General features: G+C 67.7%; 20 protein-coding genes. 8 read left to right on the top strand and 12 right to left on the bottom strand.

Annotated features, from left to right (window positions below; translation table 11 throughout):
• Positions 1–34: 34 nt before the first annotated feature.
• From ACPEH8_RS04305 to ACPEH8_RS04280, 6 genes are all read right to left on the bottom strand, one after another.
• Positions 35–1,273 (bottom strand): hypothetical protein, encoded by a 1,239-nt coding sequence (locus ACPEH8_RS04305; RefSeq protein WP_166472986.1) that lies wholly within the window; start codon positions 1,271–1,273, stop codon positions 35–37.
• On the bottom strand, positions 1,270–3,804 hold the full coding sequence (locus ACPEH8_RS04300) for a TcfC E-set like domain-containing protein (protein ID WP_423666111.1): 2,535 nt from the start codon (positions 3,802–3,804) through the stop codon (positions 1,270–1,272). Before ACPEH8_RS04300 ends, ACPEH8_RS04305 begins: the two co-directional genes overlap by 4 nt.
• Before the next feature lie 81 nt (positions 3,805–3,885).
• Complete coding sequence (locus tag ACPEH8_RS04295; protein WP_423666109.1) at positions 3,886–4,386, bottom strand: CS1 type fimbrial major subunit; 501 nt, start codon at positions 4,384–4,386, stop codon at positions 3,886–3,888.
• 70 nt (positions 4,387–4,456) lie between these two features.
• Positions 4,457–5,203 carry a CS1 fimbrial subunit B flags: Precursor gene (locus tag ACPEH8_RS04290; protein WP_423666107.1) on the bottom strand — a complete coding sequence of 249 codons (747 nt, stop codon included), beginning with the start codon at positions 5,201–5,203 and terminating at the stop codon, positions 4,457–4,459.
• Positions 5,204–5,435: 232 nt separating this feature from the next.
• A complete protein-coding gene (locus ACPEH8_RS04285) occupies positions 5,436–6,884 on the bottom strand; it encodes an amidohydrolase family protein (RefSeq protein WP_423666105.1) in 1,449 nt (482 codons plus the stop codon).
• Between the two features lie 98 nt (positions 6,885–6,982).
• Positions 6,983–7,588 (bottom strand): glutathione S-transferase family protein, encoded by a 606-nt coding sequence (locus tag ACPEH8_RS04280; protein ID WP_262071374.1) that lies wholly within the window; start codon positions 7,586–7,588, stop codon positions 6,983–6,985.
• A 118-nt stretch (positions 7,589–7,706) separates the two neighbouring features.
• Here ACPEH8_RS04280 and ACPEH8_RS04275 point away from each other — a divergent pair, with 118 nt between their 5' ends.
• The 4 genes from ACPEH8_RS04275 to ACPEH8_RS04260 all read left to right on the top strand — a co-directional run bounded on the left by ACPEH8_RS04275 (position 7,707) and on the right by ACPEH8_RS04260 (position 12,833).
• Complete coding sequence (locus ACPEH8_RS04275) at positions 7,707–8,687, top strand: helix-turn-helix transcriptional regulator (RefSeq protein WP_136004123.1); 981 nt, start codon at positions 7,707–7,709, stop codon at positions 8,685–8,687.
• 70 nt (positions 8,688–8,757) lie between these two features.
• Positions 8,758–9,639: a LysR family transcriptional regulator gene (locus ACPEH8_RS04270; protein WP_153164131.1), complete on the top strand. Its 882-nt coding sequence runs from the start codon at positions 8,758–8,760 to the stop codon at positions 9,637–9,639.
• Between the two features lie 210 nt (positions 9,640–9,849).
• Positions 9,850–10,476 carry a response regulator transcription factor gene (locus tag ACPEH8_RS04265; RefSeq protein ID WP_136004120.1) on the top strand — a complete coding sequence of 209 codons (627 nt, stop codon included), beginning with the start codon at positions 9,850–9,852 and terminating at the stop codon, positions 10,474–10,476.
• Between the two features lie 8 nt (positions 10,477–10,484).
• A complete protein-coding gene (locus tag ACPEH8_RS04260) occupies positions 10,485–12,833 on the top strand; it encodes an ATP-binding protein (RefSeq protein ID WP_166472978.1) in 2,349 nt (782 codons plus the stop codon).
• On the opposite strand, the gene ACPEH8_RS04255 is transcribed toward ACPEH8_RS04260, so the two are convergent.
• The 4 genes from ACPEH8_RS04255 to lolA form a co-directional block, all read right to left on the bottom strand.
• Positions 12,778–13,050: a hypothetical protein gene (locus ACPEH8_RS04255; RefSeq protein WP_038688374.1), complete on the bottom strand. Its 273-nt coding sequence runs from the start codon at positions 13,048–13,050 to the stop codon at positions 12,778–12,780. The genes ACPEH8_RS04260 and ACPEH8_RS04255 overlap by 56 nt on opposite strands.
• Positions 13,051–13,141: 91 nt before the next feature.
• Complete coding sequence (crcB, locus tag ACPEH8_RS04250; RefSeq protein WP_136004117.1) at positions 13,142–13,540, bottom strand: fluoride efflux transporter CrcB; 399 nt, start codon at positions 13,538–13,540, stop codon at positions 13,142–13,144.
• The gene (locus tag ACPEH8_RS04245) at positions 13,537–14,820 is read right to left on the bottom strand and encodes a replication-associated recombination protein A (protein ID WP_229296463.1); all 1,284 of its coding nucleotides are present in this window, start codon (positions 14,818–14,820) and stop codon (positions 13,537–13,539) included. The genes crcB and ACPEH8_RS04245 overlap by 4 nt, the downstream gene beginning before the upstream one ends.
• Before the next feature lie 112 nt (positions 14,821–14,932).
• Positions 14,933–15,571 (bottom strand): outer membrane lipoprotein chaperone LolA, encoded by a 639-nt coding sequence (gene lolA, locus ACPEH8_RS04240; RefSeq protein WP_166472976.1) that lies wholly within the window; start codon positions 15,569–15,571, stop codon positions 14,933–14,935.
• A 282-nt stretch (positions 15,572–15,853) separates the two neighbouring features.
• On the opposite strand from lolA, the gene ACPEH8_RS04235 reads away from it, so the two are divergent.
• A complete protein-coding gene (locus ACPEH8_RS04235; RefSeq protein WP_153164142.1) occupies positions 15,854–16,096 on the top strand; it encodes a hypothetical protein in 243 nt (80 codons plus the stop codon).
• A gap of 8 nt (positions 16,097–16,104) precedes the next feature.
• Here ACPEH8_RS04235 and ACPEH8_RS04230 read toward each other — a convergent pair whose 3' ends face one another.
• The gene (locus ACPEH8_RS04230) at positions 16,105–18,036 is read right to left on the bottom strand and encodes a DUF3857 domain-containing protein (protein WP_243746346.1); all 1,932 of its coding nucleotides are present in this window, start codon (positions 18,034–18,036) and stop codon (positions 16,105–16,107) included.
• A gap of 43 nt (positions 18,037–18,079) precedes the next feature.
• A complete protein-coding gene (locus ACPEH8_RS04225; RefSeq protein ID WP_136004111.1) occupies positions 18,080–20,440 on the bottom strand; it encodes a DNA translocase FtsK in 2,361 nt (786 codons plus the stop codon).
• A 268-nt stretch (positions 20,441–20,708) separates the two neighbouring features.
• On the opposite strand from ACPEH8_RS04225, the gene trxB reads away from it, so the two are divergent.
• The 3 genes from trxB (at position 20,709) to aat (ending at position 23,618) form a co-directional block, all read left to right on the top strand.
• The gene (gene trxB / locus ACPEH8_RS04220; RefSeq protein ID WP_423666103.1) at positions 20,709–21,680 is read left to right on the top strand and encodes a thioredoxin-disulfide reductase; all 972 of its coding nucleotides are present in this window, start codon (positions 20,709–20,711) and stop codon (positions 21,678–21,680) included.
• A gap of 79 nt (positions 21,681–21,759) precedes the next feature.
• Positions 21,760–22,887 carry a GNAT family N-acetyltransferase gene (locus ACPEH8_RS04215; RefSeq protein ID WP_312710363.1) on the top strand — a complete coding sequence of 376 codons (1,128 nt, stop codon included), beginning with the start codon at positions 21,760–21,762 and terminating at the stop codon, positions 22,885–22,887.
• Entirely contained in the window at positions 22,884–23,618 is a 735-nt protein-coding gene (gene aat / locus ACPEH8_RS04210) for a leucyl/phenylalanyl-tRNA--protein transferase (protein WP_423666101.1), read from the top strand. Before ACPEH8_RS04215 ends, aat begins: the two co-directional genes overlap by 4 nt.
• Positions 23,619–23,762 lie beyond the last annotated feature (144 nt).

Raw genomic sequence — 23,762 nt, 5'->3', positions numbered from 1 at the left:
CTCCGGCCAACATCAGTGCGCAATCCAGACGCCGTTATGGATCCGCGTCGAAGATCACGGTGACATCACCCCGATAGTGGCTTCCGGGATGATCCAGCATCCGCAGTACAGGCGCCCCGTTGACAGCAAAATCCAGGCGCGAGGGCCGACGGATGACGAACGAATCGGCGGCAAACACCGGTGCGGTCATGATGCTCGTCAGGGGTACAAGCACAGCTTCCTCACCTGCGCCGAGGCGATGGAAGCCTGGCATTGTCAGCCGGATATCGAGCGGGACATCGTCAGCGGCGACCGTCTGGTTCCGCAGCGCGCATCGCCCGTCAGGGAACACGTGTTCGCATGTCAGCGAAACACTGAACCGGCCCGAGCTGCTGATCTGGAATGGAAGCTCTTTTTCCAGTGCCTTGGGCGCGATGCCGTGGTCGCTCCACTGGGTCCACCCTCCTCGCGGCATCAGAACGGCGCGGTCGCTGCCCGGCGCAAGATCGAGCTGGAAGGCGTGGCGGACCTCCAATGAAAAGTGGATGTTGACGACGGAATCATCGAGCACCACCCCGTCGCCGAGATCGAAGTCCGCGCCCTCCCCTGTGCCGCCGACCCGGAACGTCGTCTGTCCCGTATAGAGACCGCTACGCATCGACAACGGAGCAGGCGTGGTCAGGCTGTAGGTGATGTCGAACTGGTTCATGTCGTAGTTGTTCGCCGTGATCCAGTCCAGCCCACAGGCCACGCTCCCTTCGCCACCGTCGCGACGAAGCAGCATCCGCATGATCGTGCGGTTGTGCGAATTGGTATTTCTCAGCCCGAACGTGCAGTTGCGTGCCCCACCGGTCGATGCCGGCTCCGTCGGGCCATCGCCGTCCGTGTCCCGAAGTCGCATCGCTGCACCGATGATCCGGAAGGTAAGATCGAAGCTGTGGGCACCATCCTCCGACGTGACGCGTACGATGCGCGGCGGGGGCATGCCGATGTAGAACGACCCTCGACCATAGCCACTGCGCCCATCCCCCTGCTTGGTACCGCGGATCTTGGTGTCGATGCTCCACCAGTTGCTGGCGATGCAGGAGGGAAGATGCGTGCCCGCGCATACCCCCGACCAGGGGGTCGTGTTGACGAACTGACGCTGGTCGGGATTGCCGATGTCCGGCTTGAACTCGGCGCTGATGTAAATATCGGCCGCCTGCGCGGCAGGCAGGAACAAGCAGATCGGCAGGGCGACCAGCACGCGCGCCAGGCAGCGCATCAGCGTGCGGGATGGTTGGGGCCGATTCATGGCAGCGCGTCTCCTCGGGAAGCATCGGATGCGACGGTGGTCGCGGTGAGGCGGTTGTCCGGACACTGGAGAATGCCGGCCATCCAGGTATCGTGAGGCGGTCGCGTGGCCGTTCCATCCAGCACGAACGTACAGTCCTGCACGCGCGGGTGGCGCACCTGCAGAGCAGGAGAACGCACACTCAACTCCAGTGTGAAGAAGCCATCGGCTTCGGCGACGCTGCGCCCGGCGTGGTTGTGGATGTGCGCGCCGGCGAGCGGCTGGCCGCCAGCATCCTGCAGCCGTCCCATGACAGTGACGGTCGAGACGATATCGACCTTTCCATAGGCCACCCCACCCTTGTTGAGATGGTAGGACAGACGGCCGGGCTGGATAGCGGCGGCCGGCGCGGCGCGCCCCTCGAAGTCGATCTGAAGCGCGCCACTGCCGTAGGCGGCGACCGGCACGAAATTGCGTCCCGGCCGCAGAACATGCGAGCCACCCCGACTGTCGTCCGCGCGAAGCGCTACGTCGGGAAGGTCGGAGCTGACGTCCACGATCATGCCCGTGTCGGCGCTTCCGCCCGGTGCCGCGCCGATGACCGCCAGCCGCCCGGCACCGAGGGCGATGGTGCTCTCCAGATTGAGCCCACCCCCGACATGCCCTTCCTGCGACGTCCTCTGCGCGTACGCATCGCCGTGCACGAGCGGGTGTTCAAACCGCGCGTTGCCGCTGAGCCCAAGGCCCTCGCGGTCCACCGTGGCCTGCCCGGCGAGACTGCGCAGCGTATGCGCCTCGAAGGTCTGCTGGACACCGGCAGCGGCGTACAGGTCCCGGCCACCGGCGGTACCGGTGCGGCTGCCAAGGCTGCCGCTGTAGCGGCGCCCATGCTCGCCCAGCGCCAGACTGAGGGTGAAGTCAACGCCGCGATCCCGTCGCGCGCCGGTGCCGAGGTTGGCCGGGCGCTCGAAGATCGATGTCCGCCACGTCCCGTCCGTGCCGAACAGCTGCTGACGCCGGCTGAAGGACAGGTCCATCCCCACGCCCCTGCTCACACCCTGATGACGCGATACGCGGCCGGAGAGATGACTGCGGTCATCAACGCGATGGCTCACACCCACTGCACTGGTCTGCAGCCAACCCGCTCCGCGCTCCTGCACGGGCAGCGCCGCCGGGGATGGATCGTCTGATGACCGGCGCGCCTGCCAGCTGCGATTGTGTGATGCCGTCACGGTGCCACGCCGGTAGCGCAGCAGCCCGTGGATATCCAGCCCCCGCCCTTCGTGTCGCGTGGCGTAGGCATTGGTGTACAGGTTGGCCCAGTCGTTGGCGTGCCAATCCACCGACGCGGCCACTGCCGCGTGATCGCCCACCTGGTGGGCGGACAACCCGAGCACTGCCCGCGCATGGGCCAGATAGTTGACGATGGCACCTGCCGCCAGACGCCCCCTGTCCGGGTCTCCCGCACTGTCGAACAGGCTCCGCTGCTGTCCAACGAACGCGCTGTAGCGCCAACGCTGGCTCGGATCGCCCCAATGGCTCGGCTTGTGAATCAGCGCGGTTTCGCGGGAGGTTTCGCGCCCGTCTTCGATGATCCGCAGCTCGACGTCGTAGATGCCCCCCGGCAACCGGCGGGTGTCGACCTGCTGGAGGCCTGGCTGCAAGGGCTGGGACAGGATCAGGGCACCGTCGCGGTACACCTCGAGCGCGCCTTCACGACTGGCGGTGACATACACCGGATACAGGCTGGGCGCCCGGGTATCCACCACGAGGCTGTCCGAGGAGCCGGCCATGACACCGATGGCGGTATGGCGGCTGCTGCCAGGCCCCCGCGGCTGCCGGGTGACCCCTTGGTAGGTCGGCAGAAAGTAGCCCGCGCGCACGAACGCATCGCCCAGCTCGCGCTGGGCGTAGAGGCTCTGCACTGCATGGCGCATGCCGTTGCGCCCTTCACTGCCACGGTCCGCCTGGTAGGCACCCACCGTGGTCCATGCGCCGAGACTGCCCTGCAGATCCAGGGCATAGCGGCCTGCGGCATCGGCACCCTCGCCAGCGTGGACATTGAGCTGGTGCCGCAGGATAAGGCCGCGACTCCCGCCGTCCGGCAAGGCATGGTGCCGCGGCCGCTCCGATGCGCCACCCTCACGGGTCGCGATGGACACCAGCGAGCTTTCCAGGCTGTAGTGAAGCCGCTCCAGGCCTTCCCGGCAGTCCCGGTGGCACGGACCGAGCGGTCGTGGATCGCGCAGGACGGCCAGCCAGCGGGCGCGTTCCGGCTCCGGCAAGGGGCTGTCGTGGCTCGCGGCGAAGTCGATCAGCGACAGGGTGTTGTCGCGCGAGACCAGTGCCCGCGCATCACCGAGATGGCGGCCATCCTTCTCCACACGCACCACCAGAGGAACGTCGAAAAAGTGATCGCGGAAGTCGTCGGGGAGCGTGCCGGCCTGGTCCATCACGCTGATGCTCTCCAATGCAGCCGGCGCCGCCTGTGCCGCCGCGCAGCCGCAATACAGGATCGCAGCGGTGGCAAGGGGACGAAGACGCAGCAGCATTGGAGTTCCTCTGAATGGAGGGAGGGGCGCATGCGCCCCTCCAGACGGGCAGCCGAAGCGGCCCGGGTGACGCGGCGTGCCTTACGGGGTGCCGCTTTCGAACATCATGAAAACGTTGCCCTGGTAGTTGCCCTGCGCGTACTCGGCACCAGCGGGTGCTGCGGCGGCGATGACCACGGCGGCGCGCTTGCTGGCCGATGCTTCGATCGCACTGGCGACCTCGACTGCGTTGGCCGCGCCGACCTCCAGCGCCTGACCGGCCACGGTCACGGTCATGTCGATGCTGTCACCGGCACTGACCAGCATCGCGTCGGTGCTGAGGTAGGCATTGATCGCGCCGAGGCCGCTCTTCATGTCGAGCTGCTGCTGGATCGGGTCCAGTCGCTGCGCGGCGATATCCCAACGCATGGCCTGGACCTGGCCCGCCCAGTCGCCGACCGGCGAAATCTGCAGGCCGGTGGCGGAAGGAACGATGGCTTCGACGGTGACCTGCAGCGGGAACTGCTCCGGTGCGGCCATTGCAGCGGACGGGGCCATGATCATGGCAGCCACGAGAGACAGGGTGATGGTGTTGATACGCATTGCGGTGTTCTCCAACGGTGGAATGTGCCGCCGGTGCGTCCGGACGGCGGATGATGGTTCCTCCCGGAACCTACGGGTCGAGCAGGACGCGCTTGCGGGCGTCCCCCTCGACGATCTCGAAGCGATGCGTCTGACCGGGACCGTGCGCGAAGGTCTCCACGCGCTGCGGCAGCAGGTGGATCCTGCGCGGCGGTGAGCAGGACTCGGCTTTGCCGTCAATGCCGCACTGACGCACGTCGTCAAGCACCACGGTGGTGTTGCCGGCATTGCGGACGACTGTCTGAGCGTCGCTGGCATCCACGCGCGTGTCGTAGGTCGTGCCATCGGGATGCACAATCACGAATACCCCGTATCCGGTAAGCACATTGACCCCGGCCAGCAACCCCTTGCGGTAGTCGTCGGCCTCGGCGTCGGTCAGCGCGAACTCGTCCTCGCGCTTTGGCATCACCGGAACGAAGCGCACCCGGTAGTAGCGTTCGGCGGAGCGATCACCCTGAAACAGCAGGCGGGTAGCCTGCTGCCCCTGCGCAGGGACGATCAGACGCGACGGGCTGGCAATCAGAGCGTTGCCCTGCCCGTCCACGCGCGCGGTATCGACCGGGACTTCGGTTGCCTTGCCATCGGGTCCGTAGCGCACCTCAGCAATCTCCACCCGCACGAACGCGGTGGCATTGCCGGTGTTGCGTACGCGCTTGAGCAGCGCACCCTGTCCGGGAGCGGCGTACTCGTACATCGCACCGACATTGATCGACGGCGTGCCGGCAAGCGACGGCGCAGCCAGCACGGCCGAGGCCGCGAGCAGAAGGAGGCGCTTCATGGGTGGAAACTCCACGAAAGAGAAAGAAATCGATGCAGGCCGGCGCACGGCGGCAGCCTTGCCAAGGAGCGCCACGGTACGCCCCGCCCCGGCGGGTGCGTATGCAATTTGTTTCAACGCGCACTGCAACTACTTGCAAGTCCGGCGAAGGCGTTCACGTCAGGCAGCCAGAAAAAGAAACGCCCCGCAATGCGGGGCGTTGGCGCGTTCCAGCGGCTGTGGCAGTCGTCGGCTATTGCGTGGCGTCCTTCTTCCATGCTGCAACGTCGGCACGCACTGCGGCGAGCAGCGCATCCAGTGCCTCGCGGTCGTACATCCGGCCGCGCAGGACCACCGAATCGATGGCACGCGTGGCGGAAATGTCCTGCAGCGGATTGCGCTCCAGCAGCACCAGGTCGGCGGCCTTGCCTGCGGCCACGCTGCCGTAGCGGTCCAGCCTGCCAAACCACGCCGGGCCGGCGCGGGTGGCGGCAGAGAGTGCCTGTGTCGGCGTCAATCCTTCCTTGACGAACAGCGCCAGTTCCTCGTGCAGTCCGATGCCCGGATAATTGAAGGAGTTGAGGAAGCCGGCATCGGTGCCGGCCATGAGCGTCACGCCGGCCTCCTGCAGCAGCGGCAGCACGGCGGCCACCTGGTGGTACTCCCGATGGCGCACCTCGATCTGCGCCGGCGTCGCCTTGGCCGCACGCTCCACGCGCCAGGCATAGGTGGCCTGCAGCTTTGGGCCGATGTAGGCCAGATACGGATCGTGCGCGTGGTCGTCCTCATCCAGGAAGTCGAGAATGCGCCCGCCGTTGAGTGTCGGGGTGACATACACGCCCTTGGCGGCGAAAGCGCGATAGGCCGCCATTGCGGTGTCACGATCAAATCCGGCCGCGAGCCGGCGGTTGGCTTCCGCACGGTCGATGCGCTTGGCGGCAACGTCGGCCGCGATGGCCGCCTCATCCTTCACGCCCGCCTTGTACGCATAGTCGAGGTGCTCGATCGAGCTGATCCCGGCATCCACCGCCTGCTGCACGGTCAGCGCCATCGGGATATGGCCCGATGCACGCAGTCCGTTGGCGCGCGCGCCCCGGACGGCGGCCAGGAACAGGTCCGGGGTAAGCGTGCTGTCGGTGATCTTCACGAAATCCACCTGGTCGCGCTTGAGCCGCACGAATGCCGCATCGAGATCGGCCGGGCTGCCTACCTCGATCGTGCCCTTCCAGACCGGCTTGATGCCCTCGATCTTGGCGCCGGAGGTGAACAATTGCGGTCCCGCCAGCTCCCCGCGACGGATCTGCCCGCGCCACGCCAGCACCTGCCCGGGTAGATCGCCGGAGGCATCGCGCACGGTGGTAATGCCGTGCGCGATGTACAGCGGCAGCAACGCCTTGTTCTCTTCGATCAGCGCAGGACCACCACCAAAGTGCACGTGCATGTCCCACAAGCCGGGAATCAGGTAGCGTCCCCTGCCCTCGACGCGGCGCGACGCCGTCCACTCCCTGGCGATGGCACGGTCTTCACCGACCGCCACGATGTCCTCCCCGCGCACCACCACGCTCTGGCCGGGGATCGTGCGGCCGTGTTCGACGTCCACGATCGTGGCGTGCTGGATCATCAGGTCGGCATGTTCGGCCGCGGCGGCCGAGGCGGACAGCGTGAGCAGGACAGGCAGGGCAAGGCGGAATGTGGCGTTCATGGCTACCGGGAAAGAAGACTCCCCGGCACCTTAAAGCGCCGGGGAGGCCATTCACCAGTTAAATTTTGCACTGCTGCATATTCAGCCAGCCACTGCGCTTACGCTTCGCCCTGCATCGCCGGGCGCGCCTGAACCTGCGCCAGCCAGGCCTGCACATGCGCATGCCCCTCCACGCCCGCCCCCACATACGTGCCATAGCCGACCACCTGCGCAACCACCAGATCCGCCAGCGAATAGGCCGGCCCGAGCATCCACGGCCTGTCTGCCAGGCGCGCGTCGAGGATGTCGAGCAGTTGCCGTGCGTCATGCAGCGCTACGGACGCGTGGTCGGCACTGCGCAAGGGGCCGTCCATCGTCGCCAGCCGCAGCGCGTGGATGGCGGCCATGTAGGTCACATAGGCCCATGCACACCAGGACATCGCCTGCAGACGCTCCGGCGTGTCCTCGGCCGGCCACAATCCCTTGGCCACGCCGAATCGCGCGCCGAGCCACAGATGGATGGCCAGGCCTTCGAAGATCGGGGTGCCATCCACCACCAGGCAAGGCACCTTGCCGTTGGGATTGATCGCCAGATACTCCGGGGTGCGCTGTTCGCCGTTGCGGATGTCGATGCGCACACGGTCATGCGGCACATCCAGTTCGGCCAGCGCGCAGGCCACCGGGGTGGCGCTGGACATGGGGTGCCAATAGAAGACGAGGGACATGCAGAACTCCTGGGTCAGGAACGGAGGAAAGGTGCGCCGCCGATGGGCTTGCACCGCCAGCACAGGCTAGCGACCATTGCGGACAGCTTTTGTCCTCGATAGGCGGCACCCTGCCACCATGCTCACCACCTCCGCCCGCCTCCTGCGCCTGCTCGCGCTGCTGCAATCCCGCCCGCATTGGACCGGCGCCGGCCTCGCCGAGGTCATGACAGTGCACCCGCGTACCCTGCGCCGCGATATCGACCGCCTGCGCGCACTCGGCTACCCGATCCAGGCCAGCAGCGGAGTGGCGGGCGGCTACGCTTTCCGTGCCGGTCGCGCGCTTCCGCCGGTGCTGCTGGATGACGAAGAGGCGCTGGCGGCAGCACTGGCACTGCGCACCGCCGTCACCGGCACCATCAGTGGCATCGAGCAGACCGCGATCACCGCGCTGGTCAAGCTGGAACAGGTGATGCCGCCGCGGCTGCGCCGGCGGCTCGACGCGCTGCGATCGACGATCCTGCCGCTGGGCCAGCGCGGCCCCGTGGTGGATGCCGCGCTGCTGGCCACCCTGGCCGGCGCCTGCCGCGACCAGCTGCACCTGCACTTCGACTACGCAGACAAAAAGGGCCACGCCAGCCATCGCTGCGTCGAACCGCACGGCGTGGTCAACGCCGAACGCCGCTGGTATCTGGTGGCCTGGGATACCGCCCGCACCGACTGGCGCACCTTCCGCATCGACCGCATCACCGCGGCCCCATCGGTCGGCGCACACTTCCGGCCCCGCCCCCCGCCCGACGATGGCGACCTGCGCGGATTTGTCGATCGTGCGCTGACGCTCGGCGGCCGCAGCGACGGTGCCGAGGTGATCCTGCATGCGCCGCTGGCGGAGATGCGCCAGCGCATTCCCGCATCGGCCGGCGTGCTCGACGCCGTGGATGCGCAGCGCTGCCGGCTGCGCTGCACGGCCTACCCGATGGGCGAAGTGGTGTATTGGCTGCTCGCCCTGGAGCTGGAGTTCGAGGTGGTGGGCCCACCGGCGCTGCGCGAGCGTCTGCGCGAGGCGGGTGACCGCGTGGCGCGCAGTCTCGCGGACGCCGCAACAGACGCCAGCCGCTAGCTGCGCCGCCATTTGCTGCCAGCCGGTGCCCATGCTAGAACGCAGGCCCATGCCGAAGTTGGATGCCACCATGTCCGCCAGTGCGAAAGCGAATCGAACGCTGTTCGACCTGGATCTGCTGCGGGCGATGGTCACGGTCGCCGACTGCGGCAGCTTCACCACCGCCGCCGCGCGCCTGCACTCGACCCAGTCAACCGTCAGCCAGAAGATCCGTCGCCTGGAAGACATGGCCGGGCATGCCCTGTTGATCCGGGCCAATCGCGACGTTCATCCCACCGACGCCGGCCAGACCCTGCTCGCACATGCCCGCCAGATGCTGGCCCTCAACGATCAGCTGCGCGAAGCGCTGGCCGGCGCCACCGTGGCGGTCACCGTCCGCCTCGGCGTGCCCGAGGACTTCGTCAGCGCCCGCGTCACACAACTGCTGGGGGCCTTCAACCGCCGGCACCCGCAGGTGAAGCTGGAGGTGACCAGCGGCCTGAGCCGGGATCTGGCCAACGGCTACGACCACGGCGAACTGGACCTGGTGCTGGTCAAGCAGCGCCGGCACGCCCGCGCCGCGAACGCCTGCTGGCCCGAGACGATGCGCTGGGTGGACAGTGCGCGCAGCCCCTGCTTCCAGCAGGATCCTGTGCCGCTGGTGACCTTTCCGCCGCGCGGCCTGTACCGTGACGAACTGATCGATGCGATCGAAGCGCTGGGACGCCGGTGGCGCATCGCCTTCACCAGTTCCAGCCTTGGCGGCATCCAGGGCGCGGTTGCCGACGGCATGGGCATCAGCCTGCTGCCGGCCCGCGCGGTCACCCGTGAGCACACTCCGCTTGGCGCCCGGCAGGGGCTGCGCACGGTGGACAGCATCGAAATCGCCATGCTGCACCGGACCAACGCCGACCCGCTGGTGCTGGCGCTGGCCGACCGGCTCGCCCGCCTGCTGGAACGCCCGTCACGCTGATGCGATCACGCATCTGCATCGTCCCGATGGGTGCGGATGCGAAGTGCTTCCTGCACAAGGCGCAAGCACTTGGACAGTGACGGACACCTCCTTTAGCACATAGGAATCGTCCTAAAGTCGCTATCGGGCGTCTCGGGGATCGGGCGGAAAAGGGAGAATGTGTCACCTCCCAGATCGCGCGACCCCCTTGTCCAACGACATCCTGATCGCATGAACGGACACCCTGCCGACGCCACACTCAAGATCGCCCTGCTGGACGATCACGACGTCGTCCGCCACGGCACCCGCATCCATCTGTCCAACGACTGGCGCTTCGACGTCGTCGGCAGCCACGGACACAGCAACGCACTGCTGACCACACTGGCAAGCCGCCCCGTGGATGTCGCCATCGTGGATTACGCGCTGTCGGCCACCGATGTCGAGGGGCTCGCGCTGGTCCGGCAGATCCGTCAACGCCATCCCCGGGTCGGCATCCTGGTGTTCTCGGCGCACGTCAACCGGGTGATCATCACCAGCGCACTGCACGCCGGCGCCAATGGCGTAGTGACCAAGAACGACCGCCTGGACGAGCTTGCCCGCGCGATCGTGCAGATCACGCAGGGCGAGAGCTACATGCCGCCCGAGTATGGCTGCGACCCCGACGAGAGCCACCTGTCCAACGCCGAGCGCGAGGTGCTGCAACTGTGCATGACCGGCATGACAGTGTCGGAGATCGCACTCAAACGCCACCGCAGCATCAAGACCATCAGCACCCAGAAGCACGCCGCGTTCCGCAAGCTGGGGCTGCGCAGCGATGGCGACCTTTACACCCTGCGGCATCAGCTGGGCAACCTGTGAAACAGGCATTGGCCTGCTGGCTCCTGCTGCTGGCGGCAGGATGCTCGCGCGATGCGACCGAGACCACCACCGCCGGCCGGCGCGAGGTGAACGTGGCAGTGGACCCGGCGCAGCGCAACCTCCTGTCCGCGCCGGATGCGCCGGCCAGGCACGCCAACCTCGCTGACGGCTATGCACAACTGGTGGCAGCCCATACCGGCCTTCGCTTCATCGAACGACCTCAACCGGATTTCAACAGCGCCGTGCAGTCCATCTGCGACGGGACGACCGATGTGATGCTCCTGGTGGGCCCGCTCGACGAGCACCCGTGCAGCGGCCTGCTGTTGTCCACCCCGTACTACCGTGGACGCGCGGTGCTGGCCGTCCGGCGCGGAACCACCGTGCCTGCGTCGCTGGAAGCGATGACCACACAGCGGATCAGCGTGGTCAAAGGCGGCCGGCACGAAGCATGGCTGCGACGGCACCACCCCGCTGTCCAACGGGTTCCGCTACCCGACCTGCGCGCAACGCTGGCGGCGGTGGAGGCCGGCGCCGTGGATGCGAGCATGGGCCTGGACGCAACCACCCATCCGATCGTGCGCCGCGACTACGCCGGCAGCATGACGCTGGAGCTTCTGCCCGATACGGTGCCGGCGAGCCTGTACCTGCTGATGCACGACCGCAACAGGGACATCAAGCGACGCATCGAGGTGGCAATGGCCGCCATCACCCTCGAACAGCACACCGGACTGCTGCATCACTGGTCGCAGGCCACGCACATGATGCCGCCGACCTCGACGGCGGTACTGCATCATTTCCGTTGGGCGCTGATCAGCATCGTCTGCGCGGTCCTGCTCCTCGCTGCGGCCACCCTGTGGCTGCATGTCACCCAGCGTGCCGCGCTGCGCTCGCAACGCCGCCAGGCACGCTTCATCGGCGTGATGAGCCACGAAGTGCGCAACGCCAGCCAGGCACTGGTCAGCACGATCGACCTGCTGGGGCAGTCGCGGCTGGACCAGACGCAGCGGCAACTGGTGGATGCCGCCCACGCCGCAGGCGCCGGCCTGCGCAGCCTGCTGGGGCATGCCCTGGACTATTCGCGCATGCGCAGCGGGCGATTCCAGCCGTCCCTCGGCAATCATGACGCGCAGGCGCTGGCCCGGCAGTGCGTGATGTCGGTGCGCCCGCTCGCCGAGAAGAAGGGGTTGATCCTCACATTGAATGTGACGCCCGATCCCCTGCCCACGCTGAAGCTGGACGCCGACAGCCTTCGCCAGCTCCTGAACAACCTCCTCGGCAATGCCCTCAAGTTCACCCATCAGGGCCGGATCGTGGTGAGCCTGGCACTGCAGTCGCCCACCACCGGCATGCAACTGCGGCTGAGTGTGAGCGACACCGGCATCGGCATCGCGCCGGACCGGTTGCCCCGCGTATTCGAGGCATTCACCCAGGCGCACGATTCGGATGCACTGACCAGCGGCGGCTCCGGCCTGGGCCTGTCGATCTGCCGCGACCTCGCCCGCGCGCTCGGCGGCGAAATCCTCGCCCACAGCGAGCCAGGCCAGGGCAGTCGCTTCGATGTCGTCCTGCCGGTGTCGCCGGCCAGCGACGCCCTCGAAGCCACCCCGGGACCGGACCTGTCGCTGCCGCTTTCGATGCGCACACTGCTGCTGGTGGAAGACCACGCCATCAACCGCGCGGTCGTGGCCGAGCAGCTGGCGGCGCTCGGCGCCCGCGTCACCTCGGTGGGCGAAGGCACGGCTGCGTTGGCCGCGTTCGCGGTCACCCCGTTCGCTGCGGTCCTGCTCGATTGTGGCCTGGCCGACCTCAGCGGGTACCACGTCGCCACCACCATGCGCGAGATCGAGCGTCGCCTGGATCGTGCGCCGTGCCGGATCGTGGCCTTCTCGGCTGCGCGCTCCTCCCGCCACACCACACGCTGCGAGGATGCCGGGATGGACGCCGTGCTGTGCAAGCCACTGCATACCGCCGACCTGCTGGCGGCGCTGCAGTTGGCCGACAGCGACAATCCCGCGGCCGCATGCCTGCACCCGCAGACCCAGCTGCTGGCGCGTTATGCCGCGTCGATGGAGGAGGATGCGGCGTCACTTGCCCAGGCGGTGGAAACAGGTACGCTGCCGCTTCTTCGCTACCGCGCCCACCGGCTGGCGGGCGTGCTGCGCATTCTGGGGCATCCCGATCTGGCCGATGTCGCCAACGACCTGCATGAGCTGGATGCGGACGACCCGGCGTTGTGGGCCGAGTCGGCGCGCCTGTGCAGCTATCTGCAGCCGCGCATCGCCGCGCTCGCGGACGGCGCGATCACTTCAGCTGCAGCGGGTACCGCTGCCACAGCACATGTACCAGAAACCCCGTGAGTTCCGGGTCCTTGCTGCTGATCGCTGCGCGGATCTTGTCGAGCAGAACCATGTCGCTGCAGCTGCGCACATCCGCGTGATCGGCCTGGCCGGCGCGGCGCGCGCGGTAGCGTGCCGCACGCTGGGCATCGGTCATGGCGTAGCCGAACGTGGGAGGACGGCCGCGCTTGCGCGGCAGCATCAGCTCCAGGGTGCCGGGGTCTTGTTCATCGCGCATGACAGACGAGGATGCGAACGGGGGCGCGCACGATATCGTGAGACATCACTTTAATCCAGCGTTTCGCGCGCTTTTTTTCATCCCGCCGCCGTCAACGCCATGTCTCGGCCACGCGCGCGCCCGCCCACACCAGCAGCATGCCGCCGGCCAGGCTGATGCCGAGGTACAGCGGCACCATCGGACTGCGGTCGGCGCGGACGAAAACCAGGCTTTCCAGCATCATCGAGGAAAACGTGGTCAGCCCGCCGACCATGCCCACGATCAGGAACGCGCGCCAGTACAGCGCCGCGCTGCCGCGGCTCTGCAGCCAGATCATGACGTAGCCGGCCACGAATGCACCCACCAGGTTGACCGTCAGCGTGCCCCACGGAAAGCCGGCACCAAACTGCCTCAGCATCGCATCGCCGAGCATGAAGCGCAGTGCGGCGCCGAGAGCGCCGCCCGCCATCACCAGCCCAAGCTGCTGCCACCACACGGACATGCCACTCATTGCCCCGCCTCCCTGGCGGCGCGCGCCTCGGCACGCGCGGCGCGCAGGCGGTCGAGCTTATCCTTGAGTTTGATCTCCAGCCCGCGCGGTACCGGCTCGTAGTACACCCGTTCGCCCATCGCGTCGGGGAACCCGGTCTGGTCCAGCGCGATACCGCCCTCGGCGTCGTGGTCGTACTGGTAGGTCTTGCCGTAGCCCAGTTCCTTCATCAGCTTGGTCGGCGCGTTGCGCAGGTGCAGGGGTACTTCCTGGGTGCCGGATTCCCGGACGTCCTGCCGGGCACGGTTGAAGGCGGCGTAGCCGGCGTTCGACTTGGCGGTGCTGGCCAGGTACAGCACCAGCTGCGCGAAGGCCAGCTCCCCTTCCGGACTGCCCAGGCGCTCGTAGATATCCCAGGCCTCCAGCGCCATCGACTGCGCACGTGGGTCGGCCAGGCCGATGTCCTCGATCGCCATGCGGGTCAGGCGGCGCGCCAGGTAGGACGGATCGCAGCCACCGTCCAGCATGCGCGTCAGCCAGTACAGGGCCGCATCCGGGTTGGAGCTGCGCACGGACTTGTGGAGTGCCGAGATCTGGTCGTAGAACTGCTCACCGCCTTTGTCAAAGCGCCGCGTGCGGTCGGCCAGCACCTGCAGCAGCATCTCCGGCGTGATCCGCCCGTCGTCGCCAACCGCCAGTTCGGCCGCGATTTCCAGCAGAGTGAGTGCGCGGCGGACATCGCCGTCGGCGGCCGTGGCAATCTCCAGCAGGGCGTCGGGCGATACGTCCACGGCCTCGCCACCGAGGCCGCGCCGATCGTCGCGCAGGGCGCGCTCGAGCGCGTCGACGATGTCGCCCGGCGACACCGCCTCAAGCACATGCACGCGGCACCGCGAGAGCAGCGCCGAGTTCAGTTCGAACGAGGGGTTTTCAGTGGTGGCGCCCACGAACACGATGGTGCCGCGTTCGATGTGCGGCAGGAACGCGTCCTGCTGGGCCTTGTTGAAGCGGTGCACCTCGTCGACGAAGAGCACGGTGCGACGGCCGTCGGCGAACCGCTGCGCGGCCTCCGCCAGCACCTGACGTACCTCCGGCAGCCCGGACAGCACCGCTGAGATCGCCCGGAACTCGGCGTCGGCATAGTGCGCCAGCAGCAGCGCCAGCGTGGTTTTGCCGCATCCCGGCGGCCCCCACAGAATCATCGAGTGCACGTGACCGGACTCGACAGCCCGGCGCAGCGCGCTGCCAGGCGCGAGCAGCCGCTTCTGCCCGACCATTTCGTCCAGTGTCTGGGGGCGCATCCGCTCGGCGAGCGGACGCAGCGTGTCCCGATCCACGGTCAGCAGATCGGGTCCATTGAATGTCGTTCGGTTTCTGGCCACGCCCCATTCTACCGTGGCAGGCCAGAGACCCTCACTCGCCGATGACGTCGGTACCCTTGGCTGGCGTGAAGCTGAAGGTGCCGGCGGCAAAGCCCGGGTTGCGCTTCCAGCCGCTGAAGGTGATCACTGTCCGCTGCCCCACCGCGTCGACCACTTCCATCCGTGCCAGGCCCTGGGTGTTGAAGCCGAGCGCGGCGTACTGGAAGGCGGTGTCGGTTTCACGCTTGGGGGTCAGCGACAGCCACTGAAGGCCATCGCGTGCGACCGCTTCCTCGCTGACGTCGTACTGGCGGTCCAGCAGCGCCGGATTGATCAGCGCGGTCAGCGGGCTGTTCTGCTCTTCCTGGCCCTGCGCACGCACCGTCGCCTGTTCCAGGTCCGGCTCGTAGACCCACACCTTCTTGCCATCGGCCACGATCAGCTGCTCGTGCGGCTTGATGTACTCCCAGCGGAACAGGCGCGGAGCCGACAGCGCCACGCGGCCACTGGTGGTTTCCTTGACCTTGCCCCTGCTGTCGAACACCTGCTGGCTGAACTGGCCATCCAGCCCCTTCAGGCCTTGGGTGAACCGGTTGAGGTCGTCGCGGGCACCTGCCCATGCAGTGGCCGAGCCTACGCTGGCGCAGACCAGGGTGGCGGCGACGAGGTGGCGACGGAGCGTGGTATGCATGCGGGTATCCGGACGTGTGAATGGGTTGGGGCCAGTGTGCCCATTCCATCCTGAATGGGCGATCAGGCGGTCATTATGCGCTGCGCCGGCAGTGACGTCTCGTCTCCGCGCGCCACCGCCCTGACGCGCGTTGCTGCAACGCAACATATTGCATGGCCCACCGCGTGATGTCGCGGCACCCTGCTCTCCCCGCCGCGCTTTACCCGCGCAGCCGCACGCCCACAGACGCCAGCCCCCCACGCAGTGCAGAGCATCCTCGATCGACTTGACGCCCAGGAGCAGATGCTCCACGCCCTCCGGGGACACATCGCCGGCCTGGACCACGCGTTGCGCCTGCTGCTGGCCGGCTGCCCCGACATTCACATCATCCGCGCGGCGTGGGAGGAGATCGCGATCGAGATGCTGGCGCGCGCCGATCCCGCCGAACCCGCGCTCTACCGCCATGCGCTGGACCAGTGCATGGCCCGCATCGCCGATCAGCTCAATGTCGCCACGCTGCAGCGCACGACCGGCACCGACGCCTGAGCCGGCTCTCAGGGCGAGGCCTGCACCGTCCCCAGGTCGCCATACACCACCTGGCCGCGGAAGCCGCGCCGCACCTGCTGGTACAGCGCGCGGAACGCCGGATAGTCCGCCGGCCGGCAGAGCGCGTCGGCACCGCGCACCGCGCGCTGGTGCAGGCGGTGGTGCACACGGATGACCTGGCCCTCGCGCGACCAGTCCACCTGGTACTCCCCCGCCGCATTGCCGAACTGCTGGCTGCGCGGGATCGCCACGATCGGCACGCCGTCCGGGAACACCAGCCGGTAGGTCTCCTCGCGCAGGCTGTCGTTGCAGTAGAACGGCGTTGCATTCTGCGCCGCAGAGGTATTGGCATACAGGTCGCGGAACGATTCGCCACCCGGGGCATCGGGGAGTTTCATGCCGCCGACCACACTGAAGTCCACGTAGTCCTCGGCCTTGAAGTCGTAGCGGTAGTTGAACGGCCGGGCCAGGTCCTGCGGATCGCCCAGCAGGGTCAGCGACCCGCTGCCGTCGAAGCCGGATGCCGCCATGATCGATTCCTCCACCCGCGTGCGGTTCTGCGCGTTGAGCCGCGCGAACGAGCCGCGCATGGCAATTTCGGCCACCTCGCCGGGCACCTGCTGCGTCTGCCCGACCAGGTTTCCGTGGCGGTCGAACTGAAACGCCACCGACATCGCCAGGCCATTGCGGCGCGCGTCGTTGTCCGGCGTGCGCGCCAGTACCGCTTGGCGGGTGTGCAGCACCGGCGCCCCCAGGTCCCCCTCCGGCAACTGGCCGAAACGCGCGTAGGGCGTGGTCGAGTCGAGGTACAGGTCGAATTCGGGCACGTAAGTGATGGCGTGGTTGAAGCGGCCGAGCAACGGAATCTCCGGCAGGCTGGGCCCTCCGCCGGCGCCGATCAGCACCGGCGTGCTGTCGATGCCGCGCGCGGCCAGCAGCGCCTCCAGGATCACCACGTGGTCCTTGCAGTCGCCGTAATGGTTGTCGAGGATGCTCTGCGCCGGGTTCGGCTCCAGCCCGCCGTTGCCCAGGTACACGGCGACGTAGCGGATGTTCTGCGCCACCCAGCGGTAGAGGGTGGCCGCCTGCTCACGCCGGTCGTCGATGCCGGCGGTGAGCTGGTCGGCCAGCGCTTGGATGCCCGGGGTGACCGCCGCCGCCTCACCACTTTTCATCTGGTAGGCCCGCCCCACCTGCGCCCACTCCTGGTAGGTGCTGGCCATGATGGTAGGACTGAACTCCCACGCGGCCGCCGACCAGTTCTGCGCCTGCAGCGCCTCGGCACGCTGGTAACGCCACTCCCAGCGCGCGACGCCATCGCGGACGACCGGCGCCTGGCTGCCCTGCACGCCCCGCTGGCGCACCTGCATCGGCAGGGCGGCCGGTGCCGTGAGCGTGACCCGGGCATCGTCGTACTGGGCAAACACGCTGAACGTCTCCCACAGGCCGAAATAACCCGGGAAGTACGGCGTATTCTGCACACGCCGGGTGCGGTAGACCACGCGCGTGCCGGGCGCCAGGTTGGGGAACACCACCACCCGCACTTTGCGGTCGGCGTACATCGCCGCGGCGGCGCTGGAATAGCTTTCCTGGGTGTAGATGCGGTCGGCGGGCACATCGCGGCGCTGGCCGTCAGCGGTGAGCGTATAGGCCTCCAGCACGTCCAGCGTTTCCATCTTTTCGCTGTAGCTCAGGCGCACCTGGCTGAACTGCTCGACCGCGGCCTTGGTCTTGAGCAGGATCTCGTACGCCTCGGTCTGGGTGCTGCCGGCGTCGGCACGCACCTCGTAATCGGCGCGGTACCGCACGAAGCTGAAGCTGGTGGTTGCCTCGGCATCCTGGCCGGCAACGGGCGCCCCGGCGGCCGGCGTCGCGTCGGCCGCGGCCGGGAACGACAGCGTCACCAGCAGGCCCAGCGCTGCCCACGACATGCTCGTCATGACGACATCCTTTCGCGGCCACCGGGCCGCCGCCGTGCTGCGGTTACTTCGGAGGGGGCGGCGCCAGCACGCTGCGATCGCCATTGTGTTCGGGCGGGCTGACCACACCAGCCGCTTCCATCGCCTCGATCAGGCGTGCGGCCCGGTTGTAGCCGATCTTCAGTCGCCGCTGCACGCCGGAGATCGAGGCGCGGCGCGTTTCGGTCACGATCCGCAAGGCCTCGTCGTACAGCGGGTCGGACTCGTCGCCGGCACCGCCACTGGCCTCGGGCAGGCCGCCGGGGCCCACCACCACGCCATCGCCCATCATCTGCACTTCGTCGAGCACGCCGCTGATGTAGTCGGCCGGACCGCTGGCCTTGAGGTGCTCCACCACGCGATGCACTTCCTCGTCGGAGACGAAGGCGCCGTGGACACGGTCCGGCAATGCCGTGCCCGGCGGCAGGTACAGCATGTCGCCGTGGCCGAGCAGGGTTTCGGCGCCGGACTGGTCCAGGATGGTGCGCGAATCGATCTTCGAGCTGACCTGGAAACCGATGCGGGTCGGGATGTTGGCCTTGATCAGGCCGGTGATGACGTCCACCGACGGGCGCTGGGTCGCCAGGATCAGGTGGATGCCGGCCGCACGGGCCTTCTGCGCCAGGCGCGCGATCAGCTCTTCGACCTTCTTGCCGACAATCATCATCATGTCGGCGAATTCGTCGATGAAGATCACGATGAACGGCAGCGTCTCCAGCGGGCGCGGCGCTTCGCCCAGCTCCGGGTTGGGCTTGAACAGCGGGTCCATCAGCGGCTGCCCGGCGTCCTGCGCATCCTTGACCTTCTTGTTGAAGCCGGCCAGGTTGCGCACGCCCACTGCGCTCATCAGCTTGTAGCGGCGCTCCATCTCGGCCACGCACCAGCGCAGGCCGTTGGCGGCCTCCTTCATGTCGGTCACCACCGGCGCCAGCAGGTGCGGAATGCCCTGGTAGACGCTCAGTTCGAGCATCTTCGGGTCGATCATCAGCATCCGCAGGTCTTTCGGCGACGCCTTGTACAGCAGGCTCAGTACCATCGCGTTCACCGCCACCGACTTGCCCGAGCCGGTGGTACCGGCGACCAGCAGGTGGGGCATGCGCGCCAGATCGGCCACGGTCGGGCGGCCGGCGATATCCTTGCCGAGCGCCAGGGTCAGCACGCTGGCCGACTTGTCGTACTCCTTGGAGCGCAGCAACTCGGACAGATAGATCATTTCGCGGGTGACATTGGGGATTTCCAGCCCCACCACCGACTTGCCCGGAATCACATCGACCACACGCACCGACTTCACCGACAGGCCGCGCGCGATGTCCTTGTCCAGCGAGCTGATCTGGCTGACCTTGATGCCCGGCGCGGGCTCGATCTCGAAGCGCGTGATCACCGGGCCCGGATAGGCGCCGACCACCTGGGCCTCGATGCGGAAGTCCTTGAGCTTGAACTCGATCTGGCGCGACAGGGTTTCCAGCGTTTCCTCGTCATAGCCCTTGGGCTGCGGCTTGGGATCGTCAAGCAGCGCCAGCGGGGGCACGTCCGACCCATCGCCGTTGACGCCGCGGAACATCGGGATCTGGGTTTCGCGTTTGGCGCGGTCGCTCTTCTCCAGCACCGGCTCGGGACGCGGCTCGATCTTGACCGGCTCACGCTTGGCGCGCACCTCGGCATCGACCTTGCGCACTTCCTGACGCTCCTCGCGCAGCGCACGGGTCTGCTGCCATTCGCTGGCCTGCTCTTTTTTGCGGTTGAGCAGCGGCGGCAGCGCCAGCACGGCCCGGCCGATCTTCTCCATCACCGTGAACCACGACAGGCCGGTGGCCAGGGTGATCGAGGCCAGCAGCAGCACCAGCACGAACAGGTTCGCGCCCAGTTCGCCGAACCCAACGGTCAGTGAGGTGCCGACCAGCTTGCCGAGAATGCCGCCGGCGCTGGCCACATCCACCTGGTTGTACAGCCGCAGGTGCATGAAACCGGTGCCGGCGATCAGGAAACCGACCAGACCGATCAGGCGCAGCGCCGGGTCCAGGTCATGCTCGCCCTTGCCTTCGCGCTTGAGCCCGAACATGGCGATCCACGCCAGCGCGCCCAGCACCACCGGCAGCACGAACGCGATGTAACCGAACAGCTGCAGCAGCACATCGGCCACCCAGGCGCCCACCCGGCCGCCCATGTTGTGCACCGGCGCGACCACGCTGCCGGTATGCGACCAGCCGGGATCGGTGGCCGAATAGGTGAACAGACTGGCCACCAGATACAGCAGCGCCGGCGCCACGGCGATCACGCCAAGATCCCGCCACAACCGCTGCCGGCGCGGATTGTCCGCGCTCGCGGCCTTGCGCGACGGCGCCTTGTTGTCGGGAGACTTGGATCGTTCCGGGACCTGTTTCGCCACCTTAGACCAGACCTTGGGAATGCACTGTTAGTGCTTGATAATAAACGACTCACCGCCCTGTCGATAGGTGCATATCCAGGGTCGGCACCGTAGAGCGGCCTCCAGACCGTCAAATCCCCGGCGCAGGGCAAGGAGGACACCTCCCCTGGCCCGCGCCGTTCCATCGGCCGCCTTGAATCGCCCCGCCCCTGCCGCCACTCTATGGCGTGCCACGGACGCCAGGCAATCATCGCCCGCGTACCGTCCCATCACCTCAACGCGAGTCTACATGAGCAATTCCACGCCCTCCCGCCACCAGAAGCTCGTCATCCTCGGCTCCGGCCCCGCCGGCTGGACGGCCGCCGTCTACGCCGCCCGCGCCAACCTCAAGCCGGTGGTCATCACCGGCCTGCAGCAGGGTGGCCAGCTGATGACCACCACGGAAGTGGACAACTGGCCGGGCGACGCGCATGGCCTGATGGGTCCGGACCTGATGGCGCGTATGCAGGCACATGCCGAGCGCTTCGAAACCGAGGTGATCTTCGACCACATCCATACCGCCGACCTGTCCCAGCGTCCGTTCAGGCTGATCGGCGACAGCGCCGAGTACACCTGCGATGCGCTGATCATCGCCACCGGCGCCACCGCCAAGTACCTGGGCATTCCCAGCGAAGAGGCGTTCAAGGGCCGCGGCGTGTCGGCCTGCGCCACCTGCGACGGCTTCTTCTACCGTGACCAGGATGTGGTCGTGGTCGGCGGCGGCAACACAGCCGTCGAAGAGGCGCTGTACCTGTCCAACATCGCCCGCAAGGTCTACCTGGTCCACCGCCGCGACACCCTCAAGGCGGAGAAGATCATGCAGGACAAGCTGTTTGCCAAGGTTGCCGCCGGCAAGATCGAGACCGTGTGGCACCACCAGGTCGACGAAGTGCTGGGCAATGATGCCGGCGTCACCGGCGTGCGCGTGAAGTCCACGCTGGACGGCAGCACCCGCGACATCGAGGCGCACGGCTTCTTCGTGGCGATCGGCCACCATCCCAACACGAGCCTGTTCGAGGGCCAGCTGAGCATGAACAACGGCTACCTCGACATCCGGTCGGGCCTGGGTGGCAACGCCACGCAGACCTCGGTGGAAGGCGTGTTCGCCGCAGGCGACGTCGCCGACCAGCACTACCGCCAGGCGATCACCTCGGCCGGGTTCGGCTGCATGGCCGCGCTGGACGCAGAGCGCTACCTGGATGCGAAGGGCGACCTGACCTGATCGGCAACGCCGCATCCCGGGCCACCCCACGAGGCCGACGGAACCTCCGTCGGCCTTTTTTGTACCCTATCCTCTGACCATGCCCGCCCCCCGCTTCCTGCACCGCCTGTCCGATGTCTCCCCGGCCGCCTGGGACGCACTGCACGATGGGCGAAACCCGTTCGTGTCCCACGCGTTCCTGCACGGCCTGGAGGCGCACGGCTGCCTGCGCCCGGAATGGGGCTGGCGTCCGCGCCATTTCACCTTGTGGGAGGGCGACTCCCTGGTGGCGGCCATCCCCGGCTACCTCAAGGACAATTCGCACGGCGAGTTCGTGTTCGACCATGCCTGGGCGCATGCCTACGCGCAGTACGGCCGCGATTACTTCCCCAAGTGGCTTGGTGCGGTGCCGTACTCGCCGGTGACCGGGCCGCGCCTGCTGGCGCATGACGATGCACATCGCGCCGCCCTGCTGGCGGCGCTGACCGTCGAGGTGGGGCGCAGGGGCTGGTCCTCGGCGCATCTCAATTTCCATCCCGATGCGGAAAACGCCGTGTTCGGCGCTGACTGGATGCGCCGTGAGGACATCCAGTTCCAGTGGCACAACCCTGGCCACTGGCACTGCTTCGAGGAGTTCCTCGCGGCAATGGACCACAAACACCGCAAGAACATCCGCCAGGAACGCGCCAGGCTGGCCCGCCGTGGCGTCACGTATCGGATCGTGCACGGCGACGAGGCGAGCGAAGACGACCTGCAGGCCATGCATGGCTTCTATCTGCAGACCTTCGCCGAGTACGGCAACTCCCCGGCGCTGACGCTGCCGTTCCTGCGTCACCTGGCCCGGACGATGCCACGCCACCTGGTCATCTTCCTGGCCCTGCACGACGGGACGCCCATTGCCGGCGCCCTGTGCCTGCGCGGCGCGGACACGCTGTATGGCCGCTACTGGGGCGGTGCCACCCTGCCCGGCCTGCATTTTGAAACCTGCTACTACCAGGGCATCGAGTACTGCCTGCGCGAAGGCGTGGCCCGGTTCGAGCCCGGCGCGCAGGGCGAGCACAAGCTCGCGCGCGGCTTTCTGCCCCGGCGCGTCTACAGCCACCACTGGATCGCCGAGCCGGCCTTCGCCGCTGCGTTGGCCGACTGGTGCGCGCACGAGCGCGCCGAGGTCGATCGTTATGCACGCACGCTGGCCGCACACAGCCCATTCAAGGCGCCGGACGCATGAGCCGACGCCTGCCCTGGCAGCTGGACCCGCGCCCTGATGCCCCTTTCCCGCCGGCCGAGACCGCGTTGCGTGAGCCGGATGGCCTGCTGGCCATCGGCGGCGACCTGCACCCGGTGCGCCTGCTCAATGCCTATGCCAGCGGTGTGTTTCCGTGGTTCTCCGACGGGCAGCCCCTGTTGTGGTGGTCGCCGGACCCGCGCATGGTGTTCCGCACCGATGGCGTGCACCTGTCCAGCCGGTTCCGCCGCAGCGCGCGCGGCAGCGGCTGGGTGGTGCGTGCCGACACCTGCTTTGCCGACGTGATCGCGGCCTGCGCAGCCAGCCCACGCCCGGGGCAGGACGGCACCTGGATCACGCCATCCATGCAGGAGGCCTACGTGGCCCTGCACCGGCTGGGCCATGCGCATTCGGTCGAGGTGTTCGCCGGCGACCGCCTGGTCGGTGGCATCTACGGGGTTGCGATCGGCCGGATGTTCTTTGGCGAAAGCATGTTCAGTGCAGCCAGCGGCGGCTCCAAGGTGGCCTTGGCCGCACTCGCCCGGCAACTGGCCCTGTGGGGCTGGCCACTGATCGACGCGCAGGTGGAGAACGATCACCTGCTGCGCATGGGCGCCGAGCATTGGCCGCGCGCGCGGTTCCTGGAGGTGGTGCGCAGACAGGTGGCTGTTCCAGAGCCCCTCGGGTGCTGGACCGAACGCTTTGGGGCGCTGGCAGCGTCTTCACTGGTGTAACGCTGTCGCCAGGGTGCCTGGCATTTGCCAGGAGCCGGCGAGGCGCCGGCACTGCCGGGGCGGCGCGATTAACACAAACTTTGCATCCAGGGGGAAGAGCGCGTAAAATGCCCGCTCTTAAGGCCAGCTCGGCCGTTTACAGAA

The sequence above is a fragment of the Stenotrophomonas sp. NPDC077461 genome, assembly GCF_049545475.1.
Classification (GTDB): domain Bacteria; phylum Pseudomonadota; class Gammaproteobacteria; order Xanthomonadales; family Xanthomonadaceae; genus Stenotrophomonas; species Stenotrophomonas nematodicola.
This window is presented reverse-complemented; position numbering and strand designations above follow the sequence as displayed.